General features: G+C 67.7%; 20 protein-coding genes and 1 tRNA gene. 9 read left to right on the forward strand and 12 right to left on the reverse strand.

The window, feature by feature from the left end:
• Window positions 1-56: 56 nt before the first annotated feature.
• On the reverse strand, window positions 57-962 hold the full coding sequence (gene htpX / locus AC3IRM_RS09130; protein WP_489202870.1) for a protease HtpX: 906 nt from the start codon (window positions 960-962) through the stop codon (window positions 57-59).
• 119 nt (window positions 963-1,081) lie between these two features.
• Here htpX and gluQRS point away from each other — a divergent pair, with 119 nt between their 5' ends.
• From gluQRS to AC3IRM_RS09150, 4 genes are all read left to right on the forward strand, one after another.
• Complete coding sequence (gene gluQRS, locus AC3IRM_RS09135) at window positions 1,082-2,017, forward strand: tRNA glutamyl-Q(34) synthetase GluQRS (protein WP_489202871.1); 936 nt, start codon at window positions 1,082-1,084, stop codon at window positions 2,015-2,017.
• A gap of 52 nt (window positions 2,018-2,069) precedes the next feature.
• Window positions 2,070-2,810, forward strand: a complete 741-nt coding sequence (phbB, locus tag AC3IRM_RS09140; RefSeq protein ID WP_489202872.1) for an acetoacetyl-CoA reductase — start codon at window positions 2,070-2,072, stop codon at window positions 2,808-2,810.
• Window positions 2,811-2,967: 157 nt separating this feature from the next.
• Window positions 2,968-3,459, forward strand: a complete 492-nt coding sequence (phaR, locus tag AC3IRM_RS09145) for a polyhydroxyalkanoate synthesis repressor PhaR (protein WP_310235209.1) — start codon at window positions 2,968-2,970, stop codon at window positions 3,457-3,459.
• Between the two features lie 280 nt (window positions 3,460-3,739).
• Complete coding sequence (locus AC3IRM_RS09150) at window positions 3,740-4,486, forward strand: beta-ketoacyl-ACP reductase (protein ID WP_489202873.1); 747 nt, start codon at window positions 3,740-3,742, stop codon at window positions 4,484-4,486.
• A 73-nt stretch (window positions 4,487-4,559) separates the two neighbouring features.
• On the opposite strand, the gene AC3IRM_RS09155 is transcribed toward AC3IRM_RS09150, so the two are convergent.
• From AC3IRM_RS09155 to AC3IRM_RS09165, 3 genes are read right to left on the reverse strand one after another with little or no spacing between them, the layout of a single operon-like run.
• A complete protein-coding gene (locus AC3IRM_RS09155; protein WP_310235204.1) occupies window positions 4,560-4,988 on the reverse strand; it encodes a hypothetical protein in 429 nt (142 codons plus the stop codon).
• Between the two features lie 48 nt (window positions 4,989-5,036).
• Window positions 5,037-5,960 (reverse strand): M48 family metallopeptidase, encoded by a 924-nt coding sequence (locus tag AC3IRM_RS09160; RefSeq protein ID WP_489202874.1) that lies wholly within the window; start codon window positions 5,958-5,960, stop codon window positions 5,037-5,039.
• A 33-nt stretch (window positions 5,961-5,993) separates the two neighbouring features.
• Complete coding sequence (locus AC3IRM_RS09165; protein WP_489202875.1) at window positions 5,994-7,820, reverse strand: formylglycine-generating enzyme family protein; 1,827 nt, start codon at window positions 7,818-7,820, stop codon at window positions 5,994-5,996.
• A gap of 109 nt (window positions 7,821-7,929) precedes the next feature.
• On the opposite strand from AC3IRM_RS09165, the gene rnd reads away from it, so the two are divergent.
• Window positions 7,930-9,057, forward strand: coding sequence for a ribonuclease D (rnd, locus tag AC3IRM_RS09170; RefSeq protein WP_489202876.1), 1,128 nt, complete (start codon window positions 7,930-7,932; stop codon window positions 9,055-9,057).
• 16 nt (window positions 9,058-9,073) lie between these two features.
• Window positions 9,074-9,149, forward strand: a tRNA-Ala gene (locus tag AC3IRM_RS09175).
• 69 nt (window positions 9,150-9,218) lie between these two features.
• Here the strand turns inward: AC3IRM_RS09175 and AC3IRM_RS09180 are convergent.
• Window positions 9,219-9,605, reverse strand: a complete 387-nt coding sequence (locus AC3IRM_RS09180) for a DUF6165 family protein (protein WP_489202877.1) — start codon at window positions 9,603-9,605, stop codon at window positions 9,219-9,221.
• A gap of 211 nt (window positions 9,606-9,816) precedes the next feature.
• Here AC3IRM_RS09180 and AC3IRM_RS09185 point away from each other — a divergent pair, with 211 nt between their 5' ends.
• Window positions 9,817-10,371, forward strand: coding sequence for a mechanosensitive ion channel domain-containing protein (locus AC3IRM_RS09185; RefSeq protein WP_489205888.1), 555 nt, complete (start codon window positions 9,817-9,819; stop codon window positions 10,369-10,371).
• A gap of 15 nt (window positions 10,372-10,386) precedes the next feature.
• Here the strand turns inward: AC3IRM_RS09185 and AC3IRM_RS09190 are convergent, their stop codons facing one another.
• From AC3IRM_RS09190 to AC3IRM_RS09200, 3 genes are all read right to left on the reverse strand, one after another.
• Window positions 10,387-10,734: a RidA family protein gene (locus AC3IRM_RS09190; protein ID WP_489202878.1), complete on the reverse strand. Its 348-nt coding sequence runs from the start codon at window positions 10,732-10,734 to the stop codon at window positions 10,387-10,389.
• Window positions 10,735-10,806: 72 nt separating this feature from the next.
• The gene (locus AC3IRM_RS09195) at window positions 10,807-11,847 is read right to left on the reverse strand and encodes an AI-2E family transporter (RefSeq protein ID WP_489202879.1); all 1,041 of its coding nucleotides are present in this window, start codon (window positions 11,845-11,847) and stop codon (window positions 10,807-10,809) included.
• 81 nt (window positions 11,848-11,928) lie between these two features.
• Window positions 11,929-12,192: a DksA/TraR family C4-type zinc finger protein gene (locus AC3IRM_RS09200; protein ID WP_310235195.1), complete on the reverse strand. Its 264-nt coding sequence runs from the start codon at window positions 12,190-12,192 to the stop codon at window positions 11,929-11,931.
• Window positions 12,193-12,309: 117 nt separating this feature from the next.
• Between AC3IRM_RS09200 and AC3IRM_RS09205 the strand changes: the two genes are divergently transcribed.
• Window positions 12,310-12,648 (forward strand): VOC family protein, encoded by a 339-nt coding sequence (locus AC3IRM_RS09205; RefSeq protein WP_489202880.1) that lies wholly within the window; start codon window positions 12,310-12,312, stop codon window positions 12,646-12,648.
• A gap of 1 nt (window position 12,649) precedes the next feature.
• Window positions 12,650-13,900 carry a TIGR03862 family flavoprotein gene (locus AC3IRM_RS09210; RefSeq protein WP_489202881.1) on the forward strand — a complete coding sequence of 417 codons (1,251 nt, stop codon included), beginning with the start codon at window positions 12,650-12,652 and terminating at the stop codon, window positions 13,898-13,900.
• Window positions 13,901-14,042: 142 nt separating this feature from the next.
• On the opposite strand, the gene AC3IRM_RS09215 is transcribed toward AC3IRM_RS09210, so the two are convergent.
• From AC3IRM_RS09215 to AC3IRM_RS09230, 4 genes are all read right to left on the reverse strand, one after another.
• Window positions 14,043-14,942 (reverse strand): pseudouridine synthase, encoded by a 900-nt coding sequence (locus tag AC3IRM_RS09215; protein WP_489202882.1) that lies wholly within the window; start codon window positions 14,940-14,942, stop codon window positions 14,043-14,045.
• A gap of 15 nt (window positions 14,943-14,957) precedes the next feature.
• Window positions 14,958-15,815 (reverse strand): PA4780 family RIO1-like protein kinase, encoded by an 858-nt coding sequence (locus AC3IRM_RS09220; protein WP_489202883.1) that lies wholly within the window; start codon window positions 15,813-15,815, stop codon window positions 14,958-14,960.
• Between the two features lie 85 nt (window positions 15,816-15,900).
• Window positions 15,901-18,054 carry a S46 family peptidase gene (locus tag AC3IRM_RS09225; RefSeq protein ID WP_489202884.1) on the reverse strand — a complete coding sequence of 718 codons (2,154 nt, stop codon included), beginning with the start codon at window positions 18,052-18,054 and terminating at the stop codon, window positions 15,901-15,903.
• A 346-nt stretch (window positions 18,055-18,400) separates the two neighbouring features.
• Window positions 18,401-18,952 carry a YaeQ family protein gene (locus tag AC3IRM_RS09230; protein WP_489202885.1) on the reverse strand — a complete coding sequence of 184 codons (552 nt, stop codon included), beginning with the start codon at window positions 18,950-18,952 and terminating at the stop codon, window positions 18,401-18,403.
• Window positions 18,953-18,978: the final 26 nt, after the last annotated feature.

Genomic DNA, 18,978 nt, shown 5'->3' on the forward strand with positions numbered 1-18,978 from the left:
AAACAAAAAGCCCGCCTTTCGGCGGGCTTTCGCTTGGATCAGTGCGGACCGATGGATCAGGCCACAATCCCCTGACGCACCGAGTCGCGGCTCGGCGGCGCATTACGCAGCGCGGAGATGCGCTCGTCCAGTGGCGGGTGGCTCATCAGCAGCTTCTTGAGGCCCGTGCCCACGCCACCGCTGATGCCGAACGCGGCAATGGTCTTGGGCATCGTGCTCTGGCCGTAGGTCTGGGCCAGGCGCTCGAGGGCGGCGATCATCTTTTCGCGGCCGGCCAGTGCAGCGCCGCCTTCGTCTGCGCGGAACTCGCGGTAGCGCGAGAACCACATCGCGATCATCGAGGCGAACAGGCCGAAGATCATGTCCAGCACGAACACGATCGCGAAATACGCGATGCCGCCACCGCCATTGTCGCGGCCGCCGTTGAGGTAGCCGTCGATCGCGCGGCCGACCACGCGTGCCAGGAAGATCACGAAGGTGTTGAGCACGCCCTGCAGCAGCGTCATCGTCACCATGTCGCCGTTGGCGACGTGCGCGACCTCATGGCCCAGCACGGCTTCGGCCTCGTCGCGGGTCATCGAACGCAGCAGACCCGTGGACACCGCGACCAGCGCGTTGTTGCGGTTGGCGCCGGTGGCGAACGCGTTGATCTCGGGCGCGTCGTAGATGGCGACCTCGGGCATGCCGATGCCGGCCTGTTCGGCCTGCCGACGCACGGTGTTGACCAGCCAGCGTTCGGACTCGTCGCGCGGGTCCTTGATGACGTAGGCGCCGGTCGCGCGCTTGGCGGACCATTTCGAGATCGCCAGAGTGAAGAACGCGCCGCCGAACCCGAACAGGGCCGCGAACACGAACAGACCACCGTAGGTGGACGGGTTGATGCCGAAGATCGCCATGACGATGCTGACCAGCGCGAGCACGGCGAGGTTGGTGGCGATGAGAAGACCGAAACGCTTGAACATTGGGTACCTTGAGTCCGGATGACGCCTGCGCCAGGCGGAGATGGAAACGTGACGCGACAATCTGCGTGCACGGGCGTCCGATTTCAATTCGGCAGCGTGCAAGGCACAGTGGCGACCCCATGACAGTTCATGTGCCAGACAGTTTGACGCACACACGCGACGCGCCTGCGTATCGCGGGCGTTACGCGCCCTCGCCCACCGGTCCATTGCACGCCGGCTCGCTGCTGGCTGCGCTCGGCAGCTGGGTGATGGCGCGCCAGGCGCACGGGACGTGGGCAGTGCGCATCGAAGATGTCGATCGTCTGCGCGAAGTCGCCGGCGCGGCGCAGGGACAGCTGGCGACGTTGCAAGCGTTCGGCTTGCAGCACGATGGGCCTGTGCTCGTGCAGAGCACACGCGATGCCCGCTATGCCGCGGTCGTCGACGATCTGCTCGCGCGCGGCCATGCCTTCGTCTGCCATTGCAGCCGCGCCGATCTCGCAGCGACCGGCGGCCGTCATCTCGGCGTCTGTAGTGCAAGCGGCACGCGACCGGATCCCGCGATCCGCTTGCGTGTGCCGCCCGGCACGACGATCGAATTCGTCGATGCGATCCGCGGCCGGCAGCTGCAGCAAGTCGATGTCGACGTCGGTGATTTCGTGTTGCGGCGCGCCGATGGGTTCTGGGCGTATCAGCTCGCGGTCGTCGTCGACGATGGCGACCAGGGCATCACCGACGTGGTGCGCGGCGCCGACCTGCTCGACTCCACCGCGCGGCAGATTCTGCTGCAACGCATGCTCGGCCTGCCGACGCCGCGCTACGCGCACCTGCCGCTGCTGATCGATGCAGACGGGCGCAAGCTGTCGAAGTCCGAACAGGCGATTCCCGTCGATGCACAAGACCCGATGCCTGCGTTGCGATTGGTGTGGGATGCACTTGGACAGCAGCCGCTCGCAGCAGACGCGCCAGCGGATTTTCTCGCGCGCGCCGTCGAGCGTTTCGACAGCGCATGCGTGCCGATACACGACGCCGTGATTGCTGCGTCGCACAACACTGCTGACATCGACGGTGCATAGACTGCAAAACCCCGCTGCCGCACTGGCAGCACACCCCACAGACGAGGACGGCATGAGCGGACGCGTGGCATTGGTGACCGGTGGCACCGGCGGTATCGGAACGGCAATCGTGAAGCGACTGGCCGACAACGGCTATCGGGTGGCGACGAACTATCGCAACGCCGAGAAGGCGCAGGCCTGGCAGGCGCAGATGCGCGATGCCGGCTATGAGATCGCGATCGCCTCGGGTGACGTGTCGGATCACGAAGACGCGGAGAAGATGGTGCGCGATGTCGAAGCGCAGCTCGGTCCGATCGACATTCTGATCAACAACGCCGGCATTACCCGCGACGGCACGTTCCACAAGATGCACGCGCTGCAGTGGCAGGACGTCATCAACACCAATCTCAATTCGGTTTACAACGTCACGCGCCCGGTCATCGAAGGCATGCGCGAGCGCAAGTGGGGCCGGATCATCCAGATCAGCTCGATCAACGGCCTCAAGGGCCAGTACGGCCAGGCGAACTACGCCGCGGCCAAGGCCGGCATGCACGGCTTCACGATTTCGCTGGCGCGCGAGAACGCCAAGCTCGGCATCACCGTCAACACGGTGTCGCCCGGTTACGTCGCCACCGACATGGTGATGGCGGTGCCGGAAGAAGTCCGCGCGAAGATCGCGGCCGATATTCCGACCGGTCGCCTGGGACGTCCGGAGGAAATCGCGTATGCGGTGAACTTCCTGGTTGCCGACGAAGCCGCGTGGATCACCGGCTCGAATCTCGACATCAACGGCGGTCACCACATGGGTTGGTGATCCGGTCCGCGCATCGCGCGCGGCCATCCCGCACCGTACGTGCGAGGACGGTCCGCGGCGCGACGCGGGGGCGCCCTGTTCAGCCCCTGCGTCCAGTTGCGCACCCCATCACGCTACGCCATGCTGCGCGGCACCAAAGGATCAGAGTCTTGGCTTCATGAGCAATGCCGTGCGCATCATCAAGAAGTACCCGAACCGTCGCCTCTACGATACGGAAATCTCCAGCTACATCACGATCGAGGACGTCCGCCAGCTGATCGTCGACGGCGAGGACTTCGAAGTCCGCGACGCCAAGAGCGGCACCGACATCACCCGCTCGGTGCTGCTGCAGATCATTTCCGAGCACGAGTCCGACGGTGAGCCGGTCCTGTCGACCCAGCTGCTGAGCCAGATCATCCGCTTCTACGGCGATTCGATGCAGGGCTTCATGGGCAACTATCTCGAACGCTCGATGCAGACCTTCCTCGACCAGCAGCAGCAGTTCCGCCAGCAGATGGGCGGCCTGCTCGGCCAGACGCCGTGGACGATGATGAACCAGCTGACCGAGCGCAATCTCGAGCTGTGGAAGGAATTCCAGAAGACGATGGTCCCCGGCGCGGCGCCGAGCGCCAAGCCTGCCGATCGCGACCCGCCCAAGCGCGGGCGCTGAGTTTTTCTACCGCTTCGAGACGACAATCCAGGTAGTCATTCCCGCCCCGGCCGTCATTCCCGCGAAAGCGGGAATCCAAGGACTTGGCTCTCCGTTTGCATTACGTGCGGGTTTCTCCGCTACGTCTTTGTGAAGCGATGTTCCAACGCTCCATCGGCATTCTTTCGATCTGTACGAAAGTCCCTGGATTCCCGCTTTCGCGGGAATGACGGGGCCTGATGACGTCGTGATCTGAGGGCGAGACCCACCTACCGCCGCTCAAATCCGTCAGGACACACCCATGCACAACCCTCCTCGCATCGCCATCGTCACCGGTGGCCTCGGCGGAATCGGCCGCGCCATCTGCAAGCAGCTTGCCGAACGCGGCATCCAGGTCGTCGCAGCCGATCTGCCCGCGGATACCGCGCGTCTTGATGCCTTCGCAGCCGACATGGCCGGGCTGCCGGTGACCACGATCGCCGTCGACGTGGGTGATGCCGAGTCCTGCGCGGCCGCGATCCGGGACGTCGAGACGCGTCACGGCCGGATCGACATCCTGGTCAACGCGGCCGGCATCACCCGTGACGCGACGTTGCGCAAGATGGACGCCGCGCAGTGGGACGACGTGCTGCGCATCAATCTCGACAGCGCGTTCCATCTGTGCCGCGCTGCGGTCGAGGGCATGGTCGCGCGCGGCTTCGGCCGCATCGTCAACATCAGTTCGGTCAGTGGCCAGACGGGCAACTTCGGCCAGACCAACTACGCCGCCGCCAAGGCCGGCCTGCACGGCTTCACGATGTCGCTGGCGCGCGAGGTCGCGGCCAAGGGCATCACCGTCAACAGCCTGTCGCCGGGCTACGTCGAAACCCCGATGACCTCGAAGATGCCGCCCGAAGTGCTTGCCCGCACCATCGCCGGCGTGCCGGTCGGCCGCGTGGGCCAACCGGACGACATCGCGCGCGCGGTCGTTTTTCTGACCACAGACGATGCCAGTTACATCACCGGCATCAACCTGCCGGTCAACGGTGGTCTGCTGATGGGGTTCTGAGCGCACACCCGGGACTGTCAAGCGGGATTCCCGAAGGGACGGGAGTGCGTCTCGCGTTACTCCGTGCTCCCCTCTAAAACGCGTTCTCGACGGCGCTTGGGTCATAGGGCGAGCAGTCGCCGTCAAATGTCCCACCAGGGCCGGACACCCTGATCTCACCATGCACGCGATCTATTCTCACGCGTGTAGAGCCCCACAAGCCTAGCCGGTAGCCTGCGCTTATCTCCGATCTATCGACTTTGACGTCACGCAGGGGAACCCAGGTGGCGACCGGGTTGAATCCACCTACCATCTGGCGGGGGATCTGGATTTCAGCGCCGCCTTCGTTGATGTGCACGTACAGATGGGCGTTGTACCCCACGTGGTCGCTGCGAAGGCCGCTTCCCTCACACGCCAGGTTGAGAGCAAAGGGCTGCTGGTTGCCCGACTCCTGCGCTTGTGAGAACTGGGGGATTGCGAGGGCTGTCACGAATGTCGAAGCGAGCAGATAAACGGTTCTCATAAACGTTCCTTGTTGGTTGAGGTCTGTACGCGTTTTACGTCGTTGAGTTCAAAGGGCTGACACCGCACCGCCCTGCGCGTCTTCGCAGAACTTCGCGCGGTATTCCATCGCCTTGGGCATCAGCGAGTCCAGCGTCTGGATGCGGGTGCCGGGATTGGGATGCGTGGACGAGAATTCCGGCGGCGCCTGGCCACCGCTGGCCGCGGACATGCGTTCCCAAAGCGGCACGGCTTCGCGGGGATCGAAGCACGCGGCGGCGGCGAGCATCAGGCCGATGTTGTCGGCCTCCGTTTCGTGCTTGCGGGCATACGGCAGCAGATAGCCGTAGCCCATCGCGGCCATCGCCATCTGTTGCTGCTGCGGGTCCATGCCGCTCATCGCGCCGGCCATCTGTCCGACCTGGGTCAGCTTCTGCTGGGCCATGCGCTGCGCGCCGTGGCGCAGCAGGGCGTGCGCGATCTCGTGCCCCATCACGATCGCCAGCGCGTCCGCGTTTTCGGCCACGGGAATGAGGCCGGTGTAGACCGCCATCTTGCCGCCCGGCAGGCAGAACGCGTTGGCCTGGTCGGACTCCAGCACGTTGACCTCCCAGTCGAAACTCTCCGAAAACCGCGTGGGCTCCAGCCCGTGCTCACGGGCGAGCTCGGCCTCGACCACATCGACCTTGGCGATCAGGCGTTCGGCGATCAGGCGGACCTCTTTCGAGATCTCGCTGTCGGGATCGACCGGGCGCTCCTGGCCCAGGATTTCCTGGTAGGCCTCAAGGCCCAGCGCCTTCTCCTGATCCACATCGAGCGCGCGGTCGATCAGCACGGTCTCGCCGGTGACCGGGTCGACGCTCTGGTTGGAGAAGTAGTAGTACGCGCCGTAGCCCGCGAACAGCAACAGCACAATGAAACGCATGCCGAAGCGGCGACGCGGTGCGCGGCCGGGCTGGCGACGGTCACCGCCGCCGAAAGGATTCTGTCGCATGCCATCTCCCCAGGCCGGTCCCCCGGCACACAGTCAAAGTTCGCGCACCACACGGAAACCGAGTCGTGCGTTTGTCGTATCCACCTGCGCCAGCGCCCGCCAGCTGGTGCGGGTCTGCGCCGGTGAACTGGCCCACGACCCGCCCCGGATCACCTGGTTGCGGCAGCCCGGGTTCACCCAGGCAGAGCCGTCCTTGGGCGCGCGCCGGTAGTTCTCGTGCCAGCAATCGGCCATCCACTCGCTGACATTGCCGGCAAGATCGTGCACGCCCCACGTGTTCGGCGTGAAGCTGCCCACCGGCGCAGGTCCCCAGTAGCCGTCCTCGTAACCGGGGAACGCATTGCCCCAGCTGCGGCCACCGGGCGAGCGGTCCAGCGCGCCGGTCATGTTGCCGGCGCCATCGGGCGGCGTGCCCTCGCCCCAGGGATAGCGTTCGGCGGTGCCGTTGCGGAAGGCGTATTCGAACTCGGCCTCGCTCGGCAACCGGTAACGGCGGCCGCTCTGTGTCGTCAGCCAGTCGACATACGCCTGGGCGTCCTTGGCGCTGACGTGCAGCACCGGCATCGTGTCGCCGGCGGGACGGCCGATGTAGTCCGAGCGCCAGTCGACGTTGCTGCGCCGGAGGAAATTGCCGGTGCGTTCGTCGTAGGCCATCGAGAAGCCGCGGCGCACCGCGCGCGCCTGGTAGCCGGTGGCGTCGACGAACCGGCGGAACTCGCCGACCGACACCTCGCGCACGCCCATCGCGAAGCCGCGCTCGAAACGCACACCATGGCGTGGGGTCTCGTTGTCCTCGGCGTCGGCATCGCCGGGCAGCGCGCCCATCATGAAACCGCCATGCGGCAGCACGACCACCTGTGGACCGCGTGCGCCGCCTTCGAGCGCATCGGTGAAGACCTGGCCGGGGCGGAAGTCGCCGTAGTGCACGGTGCGGTCGATGCGATCGCGCAGATCGTTGACCACAGGGTCGCCCGGCGTTGCGATGCCGATGATCTGCGCCAGCCGTTCGCGGGCGATCGCCACGCCGCCGATCGCGGGCAGGGCCTCGACGCCCTCGTCCCGCAGCCGGCGGATGTGCGCCGCGCGCATCCGCTCGAGCCTCTGTTCGGCATCGCCGACGGTCGGAAACCCGGGCCGGATGGTGGTGGCATAGGCCAGCCAGCGCGTCGCGCCAGAATAGTCGGCCGCGTCGGCGGCGACTTCGGCGCGGCGGATCATCGCGCTCTCGACCGCGGCCATGCCCTGCAGGGCGCGCGGCTGGCCGGGGCGCAGCGCCGCCGCCTCGCGGAACAGGGCAAGTGCACCCCCACCCGTCTCGCCCAGCGCGCCGGCCTGCAGTTCGCGTTCTGCGGCGCGGTTGAGCTCCCAGAGCCGGTCGCTCTCGTCCACGCGTTCGAGATAACGCACCACCGGCTCGTCGCCTGCCGCGAGATAGCGCGCGACCGCGGCGAAGTCGTGCGCGGCGCGCATGCCGGCGATCGAGTCCAGTTCATCGGCTTCCAGCAGCGCTTGTGCGCCGAGCGCGAGCAGCCGGGTCTGTGCGCGGCGCAGGCCGGCGCGCGCCGCGGGTTCGCTGTCAGGGCGCTGGGCCAGTGCGAGATACAGCGGAATCGCCGACGTGGGTGTCGCGTAGAGATCGTCTGCCTCCAGCGCCGCACGCGCCTGCGCCAGGGCATCGGCTTCGCCGTCTTCGGCGATGGCCACCGGCGGTGGCGTCCAGTTGAGTTCCGGCACCGCCGCGTCGTCACCGGTGATGGTCACGCTGCCGTCGCCGGGCGTGATTTCGCTGTCGGAGCGGTCGCCCCTGCAGCCAGCCAGCACGAGCAGGCCCAACAGGCCGACGACGACAATACTGCGCAAACCGGGCTCCCTGGACCACATCGCGCCAGATTAAGCCATCGCGACCGTGGCGGCGATGCGACAGCGCTGGCGATTGCCGCCACCGGCCCGCGCCGCTAGGCTTCCGCGGATGTCATCTCCCAATTCCTCCTGGATCGACGATCCAGCGATCCTGCGGGCCCGCCTGCCCGACGCCCCCTGCCGAGTCGGCCTGGATACCGAGTTCATCCGCGAACGCACCTTCTGGCCGCAGCTCGCGCTGGTCCAGATCGCGATCGAGAGTGCCGACGGCATCGAGGTGCTGCTGGTCGATCCGCTGGCACCCGGCATCGCCGAGTCGCTGCGGCCGCTGCTGGCCGACCCCTCGATTCTCAAGATCATGCACAGCGCCAGCGAGGACCTCGTCGCCTTCGGCCACGCCTGTGGCGCGGTGCCTGCCCCGCTGTTCGATACCCAGATCGCCGCCGCGCTGTCGGGCACCGGCGCGGGCATGGGCTATCAGCGGCTGGTGCAGGAGACGCTCGGCGTCGCACTGGCCAAGGGCGAGACGCGTTCGGACTGGTTGCGTCGTCCGCTGTCTGCGACCCAGCTCGAATACGCGGTCGACGATGTCGCGCATCTGTTCGCCCTTCACGATGTGCTCGCCGGCAAGCTCGATGCGCTCGACCGCGCGGACTGGCTGGTCGAGGACTGCGCGCGACTCGTCGCCACCGCCGGCAACATGGACGGCGACCGCTGGCCGCAACTCGGCGGCCGCGCCGGTCTGTTTCTCGACGCCGACGCGCAGCGCCGTCTCGCGCGTCTGCTGCGTTGGCGCGAGACCTACGCACGTGCCACCGATCGGCCACGCAACTGGATCCTCGACAACGAGCTTGCCACCCTGCTCGCGCGTGATCCGCCTGCGGACACGTCAGCGCTGCAGCAACGGCTCGATGCGCATCCCAAGGCGCCGCGCAAACTCACCCAGGTGATCTGGCAGGCCCTGACCACCGAGCTCCCGGACGAAGCCGAGATGCCGCTGTCGAGCGGCGAAGAACCCGACCGCAAGCAGCTCAAGCGTCTGCAGCAGGCGGTTGCCGTGCGCAGCGCGGAGATCGGCCTGCCCGATGGCGTACTCGCGTCACGCAAGTGGCTCGAAGCGCTGGTCGAAGGTGCCGACTGGCCGGGCGCATTGTCGGGCTGGCGTCGCGGTCAGCTGGAACCGGCGCTGGCGCCGTTGCTCGACAGGGCTGGCGAGCCTGCAGCGGGGACCGTATAATCGCCACGCATCATGTGGGGCCATAGCTCAGCTGGGAGAGCGCGTCGTTCGCATCGACGAGGTCAGGAGTTCGATCCTCCTTGGCTCCACCACTCGATACCGCAGAAAAGCCAGGACCCAGTCCTGGCTTTTCTGCTTTCAGGACGCGGCGTTCGCGTCCATCAGGCGCGGTACTGCTTCTCTTCGACGAAGCGCGAGCCGGCCAGCCGGTTGATCGTGTTCTTGATCTCGACGCGGTCGCCGTTGTGCCGCGCGACCGCGCGTGCGAGCGCGACGAACTCGTCGCCGAAATCCTGCGCGGCTTCTTTTGCGCGCAGCGCGTCCTGCACGTCCCACATGCGGGTGTTGGCTTCGCGCAGTGCGGTCTTGAGTTCGACCATCTCGGGCTGTTTCTCCGCCAGCGGCGCCCACAGTGGCAGCAGGTCGTCGAGTTCGGTGCGGACGTTCGCCAGCTTCTGCGCGTCGCCGATGCGTTCGGACTTGATCTCGAGGATGGTGATCTTGTCGGCGAGTTCGCCGATCGACACCGGAACCAGAAGCGTGCTCACGGGATGTCCTCTTCGCGCAGGTCGGGGGCCGGACATGGTAACGCGGCGCTGAAGGCGCTTCAGCCAGAGCGCATACGGCGCAGGCCGGACCGCAGCGCATGCTGCGTCGCGTCGTAAACTTGGCGACGGCGCGATCGGCGTCGAACGTGGAACTGCCGTGCGCTTCGAGGACCGCCTGCCCGTGTGGCTGCATGACTGGCTCGACATCGTCATGCCGATCGGCCAGATCCTGCTGATCCTGCTCGCCGCCTGGCTGCTGCGGCTGCTGGTGCGCCGTGTCATCGAGCGCGTCGGGCATCGCTACACGTTGCCGGCCGAAGCCGTGGTCGGCGGTCGCCGCGTGGCCTCGTTCCTGATCTACGCGGGTGCGCTGCTGCTGATCCTCGAACGCATGGGCGTGTCCGGCACGGTGCTGTGGACAGCGTTCACCGGCTTCGCGGCGGTGGCGGCAGTGGCGTTCTTTGCGGCGTGGAGCGTGCTGTCGAACATCTTCTGCACGATGCTCATCCTCACCACGCGTCCGTTCCGGCTCTACGACCATGTGGAACTGCTGGAGAACGGCGAGAAGCCCGGCCTGCGCGGCCAGGTAGTCGACATCAACCTCGTCTACACGACGCTGCGCGAGACCGACGACGGCGACGGCGCGGGCACATGTCTGCAGATTCCCAACAGCCTGTTCTTCCAGCGTGCGCTGCGCCGCTGGCGTGGCGGCGCCCTGCCCGCGGCGCGCGGTCGGGGCACTGCAGGCGATGCGCTCGACGTCTGACGCGCCGGGGACTGCTCAGGCCAATGCGGCGGTCACGATGATCTCGATGCGCCAGCCCGGATCGGCCAGGCGTGCTTCGATCGTCGCGCGCGCCGGCGCCTGACCCGGCACCACCCAGCGGTCCCATTCGGCATTCATGCCAGCGAAATCGGCGATGTCGGCGAGCACGACCTGCGCCTGGAGGATCCGCGTCTTGTCGGTGCCGGCCTGCGCGAGCAGCGCATCGATGGCCTCCAGCACCTCGCGCGTCTGCGTGCCGATGTCGGCGCCACTGGTCTCGGGCACCTGCCCGGCGCAATAGACGATGTTGTTGCAGATCGTGGCCTCGGACATGCGCGGGCCTGCGTCGATGCGCTGGATCATGGGAGTGCCTCGGGTGTGGGGCACCCATGCTGGACGGCGCGCGCGTCGACGACAAGCCGCAGCGCGTTCGTATCAGCTGCGCTCACCCGGCACCGCGGTCTCGCCGCCGAGCAGCTCGCGCACGTAGAGCCGCTTGACCAGCACGTAGACGACCACGGTCAGTGGCGCCGCCAGCAGCAGCCCGGTCACGCCCTGCAGGCTGCCGAAGATCACCAGCGAAAACAGCAGCAGCGCGGGCGGCAGTTCGACGGCGCGTTGCTGGATCAGCGGCTGCAGCAGGTTGCTCTCCAGCTGCTGCAGCACCACGTACAGCGCGATCGTCGCGAAGCCCACCTGCGGGCTGACGGTGAACGCCAGCAGGATGCCGGGAATGGCGGCGACGATCGGCCCGATGATCGGCACGAAATCCAGCAGGAAGGCGATCAGCGCGAGGGCGAACGCGGCCGGCACACCCAGCAGCCAGAGGCCGATACCGGTCAGCACACCGACCACGAGCATCGCGACGAGCTGCCCACCGAGCCAGAGCCGAAGCGCGCGGCCGCTGGACTCGAGCGCATCTGTCGCCGCCGCCTTCGCCGATGGCGGCACCAGATGCAGCAGCCCGTTGCGGTACATCTCGGGCTGCGCGGCGATGTAGATCGCACCGACCAGCACCAGGAACATGTCGAGCGTGCCGCTGGAGACCGTCATCGCGATCGCGCCCGCACCCGTCGCGATCCGGCCCATGTTGTCGCGGACCCGATCGAGCTGCTCCTGGACCAGACTGCCCACGCTGGTCTCGCCGAGCCATTGCTGGAACTGCGCATATGCCGCCGGGAGGGTCTCGGTGAGCGTGGCGAGTTCGCGCGTGGCCTGCGCGCCGAACATCCACAGCAACATGCCCAGGCCACCGACCAGCACGACCAGCACGATCGCCAGCGCCAAGCCATGCGGCATCGGCACGAATCGGCGCAGCAGTCCCGACAGCGACAGCAGCAGCGCAGCGACGACGATCGCGCCGAACACGAGCATGAAAACCGGCGTCAGCGCCCAGCACAGCACCAGCACCGTGAGCAGCGCGAGGACGATCAGAACTTGACGGGTGAAGAACGCGAGATCCTGCGTCGCGGGCATGGTCGATCCGGTGTAAAGGGAAGCCGCGTCGCAACGCGGCGCCCTTTGTCCCATACCGTGCGTGCAAGCCCGGTGGAGCGCTCAGCGCAGTTGGCTGTCCTTGCTGCCGCGCCGGTTGTAGCCGCTGTGCGCATCGTCATCGTCGTGCGCGGCCTGACACGCCACGCACAGACGTACGCCGGGCACAGCCTGGCGACGCGCCTCTGGAATTGGCGCATCGCATTCTTCGCAGTGGGTGAGGCCCGGCCCGCTGCGCAGCTGGCTGCGGGCCCGTTCGATCGCGTCTTTCACCGTGGCGTCGATCTGGTCCTGCACCGCGCCATCGCCTGCCCAACCCGTGGCCATGACGGCCTCCTGCATGTCGCGTGTGATCAGTGCATCGACGCTAGCAGGCGTCGCGTTGACCCGGGATGATCGGCGGCCCCGGTCATAATGGCGTCGATTCCGCTCGAGGACCCCCGCATGGCCCTGACCCTGCTGCTGCGCTGCACCGATCTCGAACGCACGCGCGCGTTCTACGCCGGCCTGCCCGGCTTCACCGTCGCTCCGTCCGATGGCGACACGCTGACCGTGACCGGCCACGGCGCGCGCGTGGTGTTCACCGCCGCCGATCTCTGGCACCGCGCGCCCACATTGACCGGCACGCTGTACTTCACCGTTGCCGACATCGACGCCTGCTTCGCCCAGGTGCAGGGCCGTGCGCAGCTCGCGTGGTCGCTGCAGGACATGCCCTACGGCGCCCGCGAGTTCGGCATCGTCGACTGCAACGGCTACATCCTGGCGTTCCAGCAAGGCGCCTGACATGTCGGATGCACGTCCCCCGCGTCTCGCCATCGTCGGTGGCGGGCCTGCCGGCCTGTTCGCCGCGGAGCGCGCGCGGGCGGCGGGTCTGGATGTCGATCTGTTCGAAGCCAAAGGCTCGGTCGGACGCAAGTTCCTGATCGCCGGCAAGGGCGGCCTGAACCTCACCCACTCCGAGCCGCGACCCGCCTTCGATGCGCGCTACGGCGCGCGCGACACGGCGGTGGGTGGCTGGCTCGACCGTTTCGACGCGCAGGCGCTGCGCGACTGGGCCGCGGCGCGCGGCGTGCCGACCTTCGTCGGCAGTTCCGGGCGGGTGTTCCCCGAGGATCTCAAGGCCGCCCCGCTGCTGCGCGGCTGGGTGCGGCAGCTGCGCGAGGACGGCGTGCGCTTCCATGTGCAGCATCGCTGGACCGGCTGGGACGACAGCGGCGCGCTGGTGTTCGAGACGCCGGATGGCGGCGTGCGCCATGTCGCCGACGCCACGCTGCTTGCGATGGGCGGGGCCAGCTGGCCGGAACTCGGTTCCGATGGTCGCTGGCAGCCGGTGCTGTCTGCGCGCGGTGTCGACGTGGCGCCGCTGCTGCCGGCGAACTGCGGCTTCGATGTTGGCTGGAGCGCGCATCTCGCCGAGCGTCACGCCGGCGCGCCACTGAAACCGGTGGTGCTGCATTGGACCGGGCTAGACGGCACGCCGCATGCGCTGCAGGGCGAATGCGTGCTAACGACCACGGGCATCGAAGGCAGCGCGATCTACGCGATCTCGGGCACGCTGCGCGACACGATCGCGCGGGACGGCAGCGCGCTGCTCGAACTGGACCTGGCGCCGGGGCGTGATCTCGCGCGCCTGCAGGTCGATCTGTCACGCCCGCGCGTACGCCGCAGCATCGGCGAGCATCTGCGTCGGGCGACCGGGCTCGATGCCGCGAAGACCGCGTTGCTGTTCGAACTGCTCGATCGCGCCACACTCGATGATCCGTCACGCGTGGCGGCGGCGATCAAGCGTCTGCCGCTGCGGCTGCAGGCACCGCGCCCGATTGCCGAAGCGATCAGCAGCGCAGGCGGCGTGCGCCTGGAGGCGACCGGCGACGCGTTGATGCTCGATGCCCTGCCCGGCGTGTTCGTCGCCGGCGAGATGCTGGACTGGGAAGCGCCGACCGGCGGCTACCTGCTGACCGCGTGCTGGGCGAGTGCCGCAGTCGCGGTGGACGGTGTGCTGGCGTGGGTGCGGCGCGACGTGGGCGCTGCCTGAGCAAGGCTGGGCATGCCACAGGTTGAGCGGTTTTGCGTGTGCAGCCCGTTGGCGCGCAAGCGCGCTCCTGCAACGCCGGTTCCCTGCAGGCGCGGCCGTGGCCGCGATGCGTTCGGGTGACCGCGTGAGCCTGGTGGCCGATCTAATCCAGCGCGTCCAGAAGCCCGAATCCCGATTCGAAACGACGCGGACGTCCATCGAGCGGATCGTCGAAAACGAGCGCGCGCGCCAGCAACTGCAGCGGCGGCCGCGTTTCGTCAGCGTCGTCCTGCAGCATCGGATACCAGGGGTCATACAGGATCGGCGCGCCGAGTGCGGCCATATGGACGCGCAGCTGGTGCTTGCGTCCGCTGACCGGGGACAGCGCATAGCGCCAGAGTCTGGCGCCACGTTCGCGCACGTCGATGTGGGTCTCGCTGTTCGGCGCGCCGTTGGTCTCGCACATGCGGAAGAACGGGTCTCCGCGTTCGATGCGGCTGCGGCGCGTGAGCGGAAAGACGAGATCCGCCAATGGCGGCGCCAGCGCTTCATAGGTTTTGCGGATGCGCGACTCGCGGAACAGCGCCTGATAGCGTGCGCGACTCCGGGGATCGGCAGAGAACAGCACCAGGCCGGCCGTGCCGCGATCGATCCGGTGTAGCGGCACGAGATCCGGATTGCCGAGCGTCGCCACCAGCCGCGTCAACAGCGTCTGGGTGACGAAGGCGCCGGTGGGCGCGACCGGCAGACCGTGCGGCTTGTCGGCGACCACCAGATGCGCGTCGACATGCAGGATGCGTTCGGCCGCTTCGACCACCGGCTCATCGACGACTTCCCGGTAGTAGCCGATTTCGGCGCCGACGCGATGCGGCGTCTCCAGCGTGATCGGTTCACCCTGCGCGTCGAGCACCCTGCCCCGTGCGATGCGATCCCGCCACGTCGCAGCATCGACGTTCGGAAAGTGTGCAACCAGCGCATCGAACACGGTGCGCCACGCGCCCGGCGGCAACTGCAACCGGCTCGCCGGCACGCCGCCCTGCAGCGGGAACCGCGGGCGGCTCATGCGATCGCCGCGACGTCAGTCGGCCGCATCGGCCTCTTCGCGGCCCTGCTGGCGGATCACCGCCTCCTGGCGCGCATCCTCGATCGACCACAGGATCGCGCCCGTGTCGGCCTTGCGGGTATCGAACACGAACCGTCCGGTCAGCGGCGAATCGGCCTGCAGGTCGCCGGCCTCGTACAGCGCCCACATCTCTTCGCCGTAATGCGTATCGGCGATTTCCGGGGCGAAGCGCGCCAGCGTGTCGCGGATGTTGTGCACGTCGCGCAGCAGCATCTCCCGCGCGGAATTGTTGCCGGCCGCACTGACGACCTGCGGAAAATCGATCAGCACCGGGCCGTCGGGCGTCGCCAGCACGTTGTACTCGGACAGATCGCCGTGGACCATGCCCAGCACCAGCATGCGCACCACATCGCGCACCAGCATCAGATGCCACTCGCGGGCCTGCTCCGGCTCAAGGTCCACATCAGCCAGACGCGGCGCGCTGAAGCCCTCGGCATCGGTGACCAGATCCATCAGCAGCACGCCGTGGAAGAAGCCGTGAGGCTGCGGCACGCGCACGCCGGCATCGGCCAGCGCATAGAGGGCGTCGACCTCGGTGGTCTTCCACGCGGCTTCCTGCTCGCGGCGGCCGAACTTGGTCGCCTTGCCCATCGCACGCTGTTCGCGGCTGCCGCGGGCCTTGCGACCTTCCTGGTACTGCACGCGGGCCTGGAAACTGCGCTGCGCCATGTCCTTGTAGACCTTTGCGCAACGCACCTCGTCGCCGACCTGGACGACGTAGACCGAGGCCTCCTTGCCGCTCTTGAGCGGTCGCAGGACGGCATCGATGATGCCGTCCTCGATCAGTGGCTGCAGTCCCTGCGGGATCTTCATGGCACGGTGGGCTTTCTGGATTGGCCTGACATTGTGCGGCCTGCGCCGGTCGCGCGCCCGAACGTCACCCGACCGGAGACCGCCGTCATCGCGCCGGCAACCCCATTTCCTCGAGCAATGCCGGCGCCGGGTAGACCTTCGCCATCAGCCAGCGCATGTAACGCATGTCGACGTGGATCGCGCGCTTGTAGCGCGGGTCGAACCACCAGCTGGCGCTGACCGACTCCCAGTTGCTGTCGAAGTTCAGGCCGACCAGCTCACCGCGCGCATTGAGCACCGGCGAACCGGAGTTGCCGCCGGTGGTGTCGAGATTGGTCAGGAAGTTGACCGGCTGGGTGCCGAGCGAGGCTTCGGCGGTGCCTTCGAAATCGCCCCTGTCGATCGCATCGAGCAGCGGTTGCGGCGCGTCGAACGGTACCTGTCCAGTGTTTTTCTCGACGATGCCGGCGACCGTGGTCACCGGCGCGAACGCCACCGCGTCGCGCGGTGCCAGCGCTTCGACCTTGCCGTAGCTCACGCGCAGCGTGCCGTTGGCGTCGGGGTAGACCGCGCGCCCCTGCTGCGCGCGCCATGCGAACAGGGCGCGCATGTACGCCGGGCGCAGCCGCAGCTGTTCGCCTTCGCGGGTCTTGCGCGCATCTTCCGCATCGAGCTGGGCGGCGACCAGCTGCGCGGCCAGCGCGAGCAGCGGATCGTCGGCCAGCGGACGGCCGGCGCGTGCATCGGCGAAGCGCGAGAGCCGCTCGGTCTCCTCGCCCAATGTCGTGCGCGCATAGACTGTGTCCAGCGCCGCCTTCAGCGACTCGGGCGTGCGCCCAAACGCGGCATCGAAGGCCGGCAGGCGCTGCGCGTCCGGCAACTGCTGGTAGCGGCCGACCAGCACCGACAGCAGTGCCTTCTCCGCCGACGGCGCGTAGCGCCGCTGTGCCTGACGCAGCACGCCTTCGATCAACGCATGGTCGCGCTGCTGGTAGCCGGTCTCGCGCGCGGCATCCTCGCCCTTCGCCGATTCGATGCGCAGGCGTTCGAGCAGCAGCGCCGAGCGCAGCAGCTGGGTCTGGCTGGCGACCAGTGTCAGCAGCTGGTCGCGTGCGGCTGCGGCATCGGCCTGGCCGAGGATCGTCTCCAACGCGGCGATGTCGGTCGCGTCGTCGCCCGTGGTCGCGGCCAACATTGCAGTCTCGTCCTCGCCGCGCAGGCGTACCGCGTCGCTGCGCAGCAGACCTTCGAGTTCGCCGGCGGCGCGCTTGCGGTTGTTCTTCAGCGACTGCAGCTGCGAGGCGTAGCGCGTGCGGATGTCGGCGTCATCCGCGCCGGCGGTCTCGACCGCGTCGATCAGCGCATCGAACACCGCCACGCGCTGCGGCAATACGCGTGCGACCTGGGCGTCGAATTCGGCCGCGGTGCGATGCCGGAACGTCGTGCCCGGATAACCGGCCAGCATCGCGTAATCGCCTGCGTGCAGGCCGCCGCGCGCGATCTGCAGGTGCGCCGGCGGCGCGTACGGCACGTTGTCGGCGCTGTAGTCGGCCGGCTTACCGTCGCGGCCCACATAGGCGCGTAGCAGGGTGAAATCGCCGGTGTGGCGCGGCCACATGAAATTGTCGATCTCGTCGCCGTAGTTGCCGATCGCACGCGGCGGCGCATAGACCAGGCGCACGTCGCGCAGCTCCAGCTGGCGGATACGGTAGAAATCGGTGCCGTAGTACATGTTGGCGACGCTGCAACGCACCTCGCCCGACTGCTCACACTCGGCCACGATGCGCTTGCCGGCGGCGTCCACCGCATCGAAATACGCGCGACCGGTCTTGCCACGTGCTTCGGCCAGTACTTCGTCGGTGACCTTGTCGAAACCGACCGTCACCAGCACACGGAAATCGGGATTCGAGGGACGCTCGTCGGCGCGGCCGTCCGCGATGAAGCCGTCGTCGATGATGTTGCGCTCGGCGCTGCTGTTGTACTGGATCACGCCATAGGCGACATGGTGATTGGTCAGCAGCAGACCCGAATCGGACACGAAGGCGCCGGTGCCGCCGCCGACCTTGACCACGGCGCTGAGCGGCGGCGCGGTGACATCGGCCAATGCGTCGGCGCGACCGCGGAAGCCGGCGTCGCGCATCGGCTTGGCGATGTCGGGCAACTGGGTCGGCATCCACATGCCTTCGTCGGCGTGAGCAGTCACGGCAGACAGTGCGAGGCCTGCAGCAAGTGCGGCGGTGACGGGACGGCGAAGCGGCATGCGGGATTTCCTGCGAACGAGGCGAGACGCGACCTTAGCCATCGGCTGCGGCCGGGGCAACGGCCCGAGGTCATGGCGGCGCGCGTCCAGGGTGAGACGGGCTTGCGCTGCGCATGCTTTTTTTCCTTCCCCCTCCGGGGGAAGAGCCTGCCCCGTACTTGATACGGGGTGCCAGGAGAGCCTGCCCCCGCGAAGGCGGGGGGCGGATGAGGGTGCTTTGGGGCTTCACCTGTAAAGCCCCGCCCTCACCCGACGCGCTTCGCGCGTCGACCCCGGATCAGGTCCGGGGCAGGCTCTCTCCCGGAGGGAGAGGTGCTGGCATCGAGACAGCTGGAAAAGATGCGAATCAGCTCTCCGCCGGACGCACCCGCCAGACCGGCGTCATCGTGACGGTCTCCGACTCGCTCATCAGTTGCAGTTCGCCGTCCTGGATCATCGCAGTCAGGCGCATGCTCCGCTGCAGCAGGCCGACCGCCTCTTCGATCTTCGCCGGGTCGAGATCGACCACGGTGAGGTTCTTCAGGCGGGTCAGCGAATTCGCGATCCGGTCCCACCAGATCTGCGCCGCGTTGCCGCTGTAGTTCACCACCACGACCTGGCGCGCGCGTCCGCTGGCCTTGCGGATGCGGCTGTCGTCCGGCTGGCCGAGATCGATCCACTGTTCGATGTCGCCGGTGTAATCGCGGCGCCACAGATCGGGTTCTTCCTCGTTGCTGAGGCCGCGGCCGAATTCCAGACGTTCGTCGGCGAACAGCGCGAAGGTGATCAGCCGCACCATCAGACGCGCTTCGGTCTCCGATGGATGCTGCGCCAGCACCAGGTCGTGCGAGGCATAGTAATGCCGGTCCATGTCGGTGACCTGGAGTTCGGCTTTGTAAACGGTGGCCTTGGGCGCCATGAGGAAGGCTCTGCGCGAGGGAGGCG

Source organism: Luteimonas sp. KH_071 (assembly GCF_057838005.1).

Coding starts and splice junctions, on each gene's coding strand:
- htpX (WP_489202870.1), bottom strand. CDS start 962: ATGTTCAAGCGTTTCGGTCTTCTCATCGCCACCAACCTCGCCGTGCTC.
- gluQRS (WP_489202871.1), top strand. CDS start 1,082: ATGACAGTTCATGTGCCAGACAGTTTGACGCACACACGCGACGCGCCT.
- phbB (WP_489202872.1), top strand. CDS start 2,070: ATGAGCGGACGCGTGGCATTGGTGACCGGTGGCACCGGCGGTATCGGA.
- phaR (WP_310235209.1), top strand. CDS start 2,968: ATGAGCAATGCCGTGCGCATCATCAAGAAGTACCCGAACCGTCGCCTC.
- AC3IRM_RS09150 (WP_489202873.1), top strand. CDS start 3,740: ATGCACAACCCTCCTCGCATCGCCATCGTCACCGGTGGCCTCGGCGGA.
- AC3IRM_RS09155 (WP_310235204.1), bottom strand. CDS start 4,988: ATGAGAACCGTTTATCTGCTCGCTTCGACATTCGTGACAGCCCTCGCA.
- AC3IRM_RS09160 (WP_489202874.1), bottom strand. CDS start 5,960: ATGCGACAGAATCCTTTCGGCGGCGGTGACCGTCGCCAGCCCGGCCGC.
- rnd (WP_489202876.1), top strand. CDS start 7,930: ATGTCATCTCCCAATTCCTCCTGGATCGACGATCCAGCGATCCTGCGG.
- AC3IRM_RS09185 (WP_489205888.1), top strand. CDS start 9,817: ATGCCGATCGGCCAGATCCTGCTGATCCTGCTCGCCGCCTGGCTGCTG.
- AC3IRM_RS09190 (WP_489202878.1), bottom strand. CDS start 10,734: ATGATCCAGCGCATCGACGCAGGCCCGCGCATGTCCGAGGCCACGATC.
- AC3IRM_RS09195 (WP_489202879.1), bottom strand. CDS start 11,847: ATGCCCGCGACGCAGGATCTCGCGTTCTTCACCCGTCAAGTTCTGATC.
- AC3IRM_RS09200 (WP_310235195.1), bottom strand. CDS start 12,192: ATGGCCACGGGTTGGGCAGGCGATGGCGCGGTGCAGGACCAGATCGAC.
- AC3IRM_RS09205 (WP_489202880.1), top strand. CDS start 12,310: ATGGCCCTGACCCTGCTGCTGCGCTGCACCGATCTCGAACGCACGCGC.
- AC3IRM_RS09210 (WP_489202881.1), top strand. CDS start 12,650: ATGTCGGATGCACGTCCCCCGCGTCTCGCCATCGTCGGTGGCGGGCCT.
- AC3IRM_RS09215 (WP_489202882.1), bottom strand. CDS start 14,942: ATGAGCCGCCCGCGGTTCCCGCTGCAGGGCGGCGTGCCGGCGAGCCGG.
- AC3IRM_RS09220 (WP_489202883.1), bottom strand. CDS start 15,815: ATGAAGATCCCGCAGGGACTGCAGCCACTGATCGAGGACGGCATCATC.
- AC3IRM_RS09225 (WP_489202884.1), bottom strand. CDS start 18,054: ATGCCGCTTCGCCGTCCCGTCACCGCCGCACTTGCTGCAGGCCTCGCA.
- AC3IRM_RS09230 (WP_489202885.1), bottom strand. CDS start 18,952: ATGGCGCCCAAGGCCACCGTTTACAAAGCCGAACTCCAGGTCACCGAC.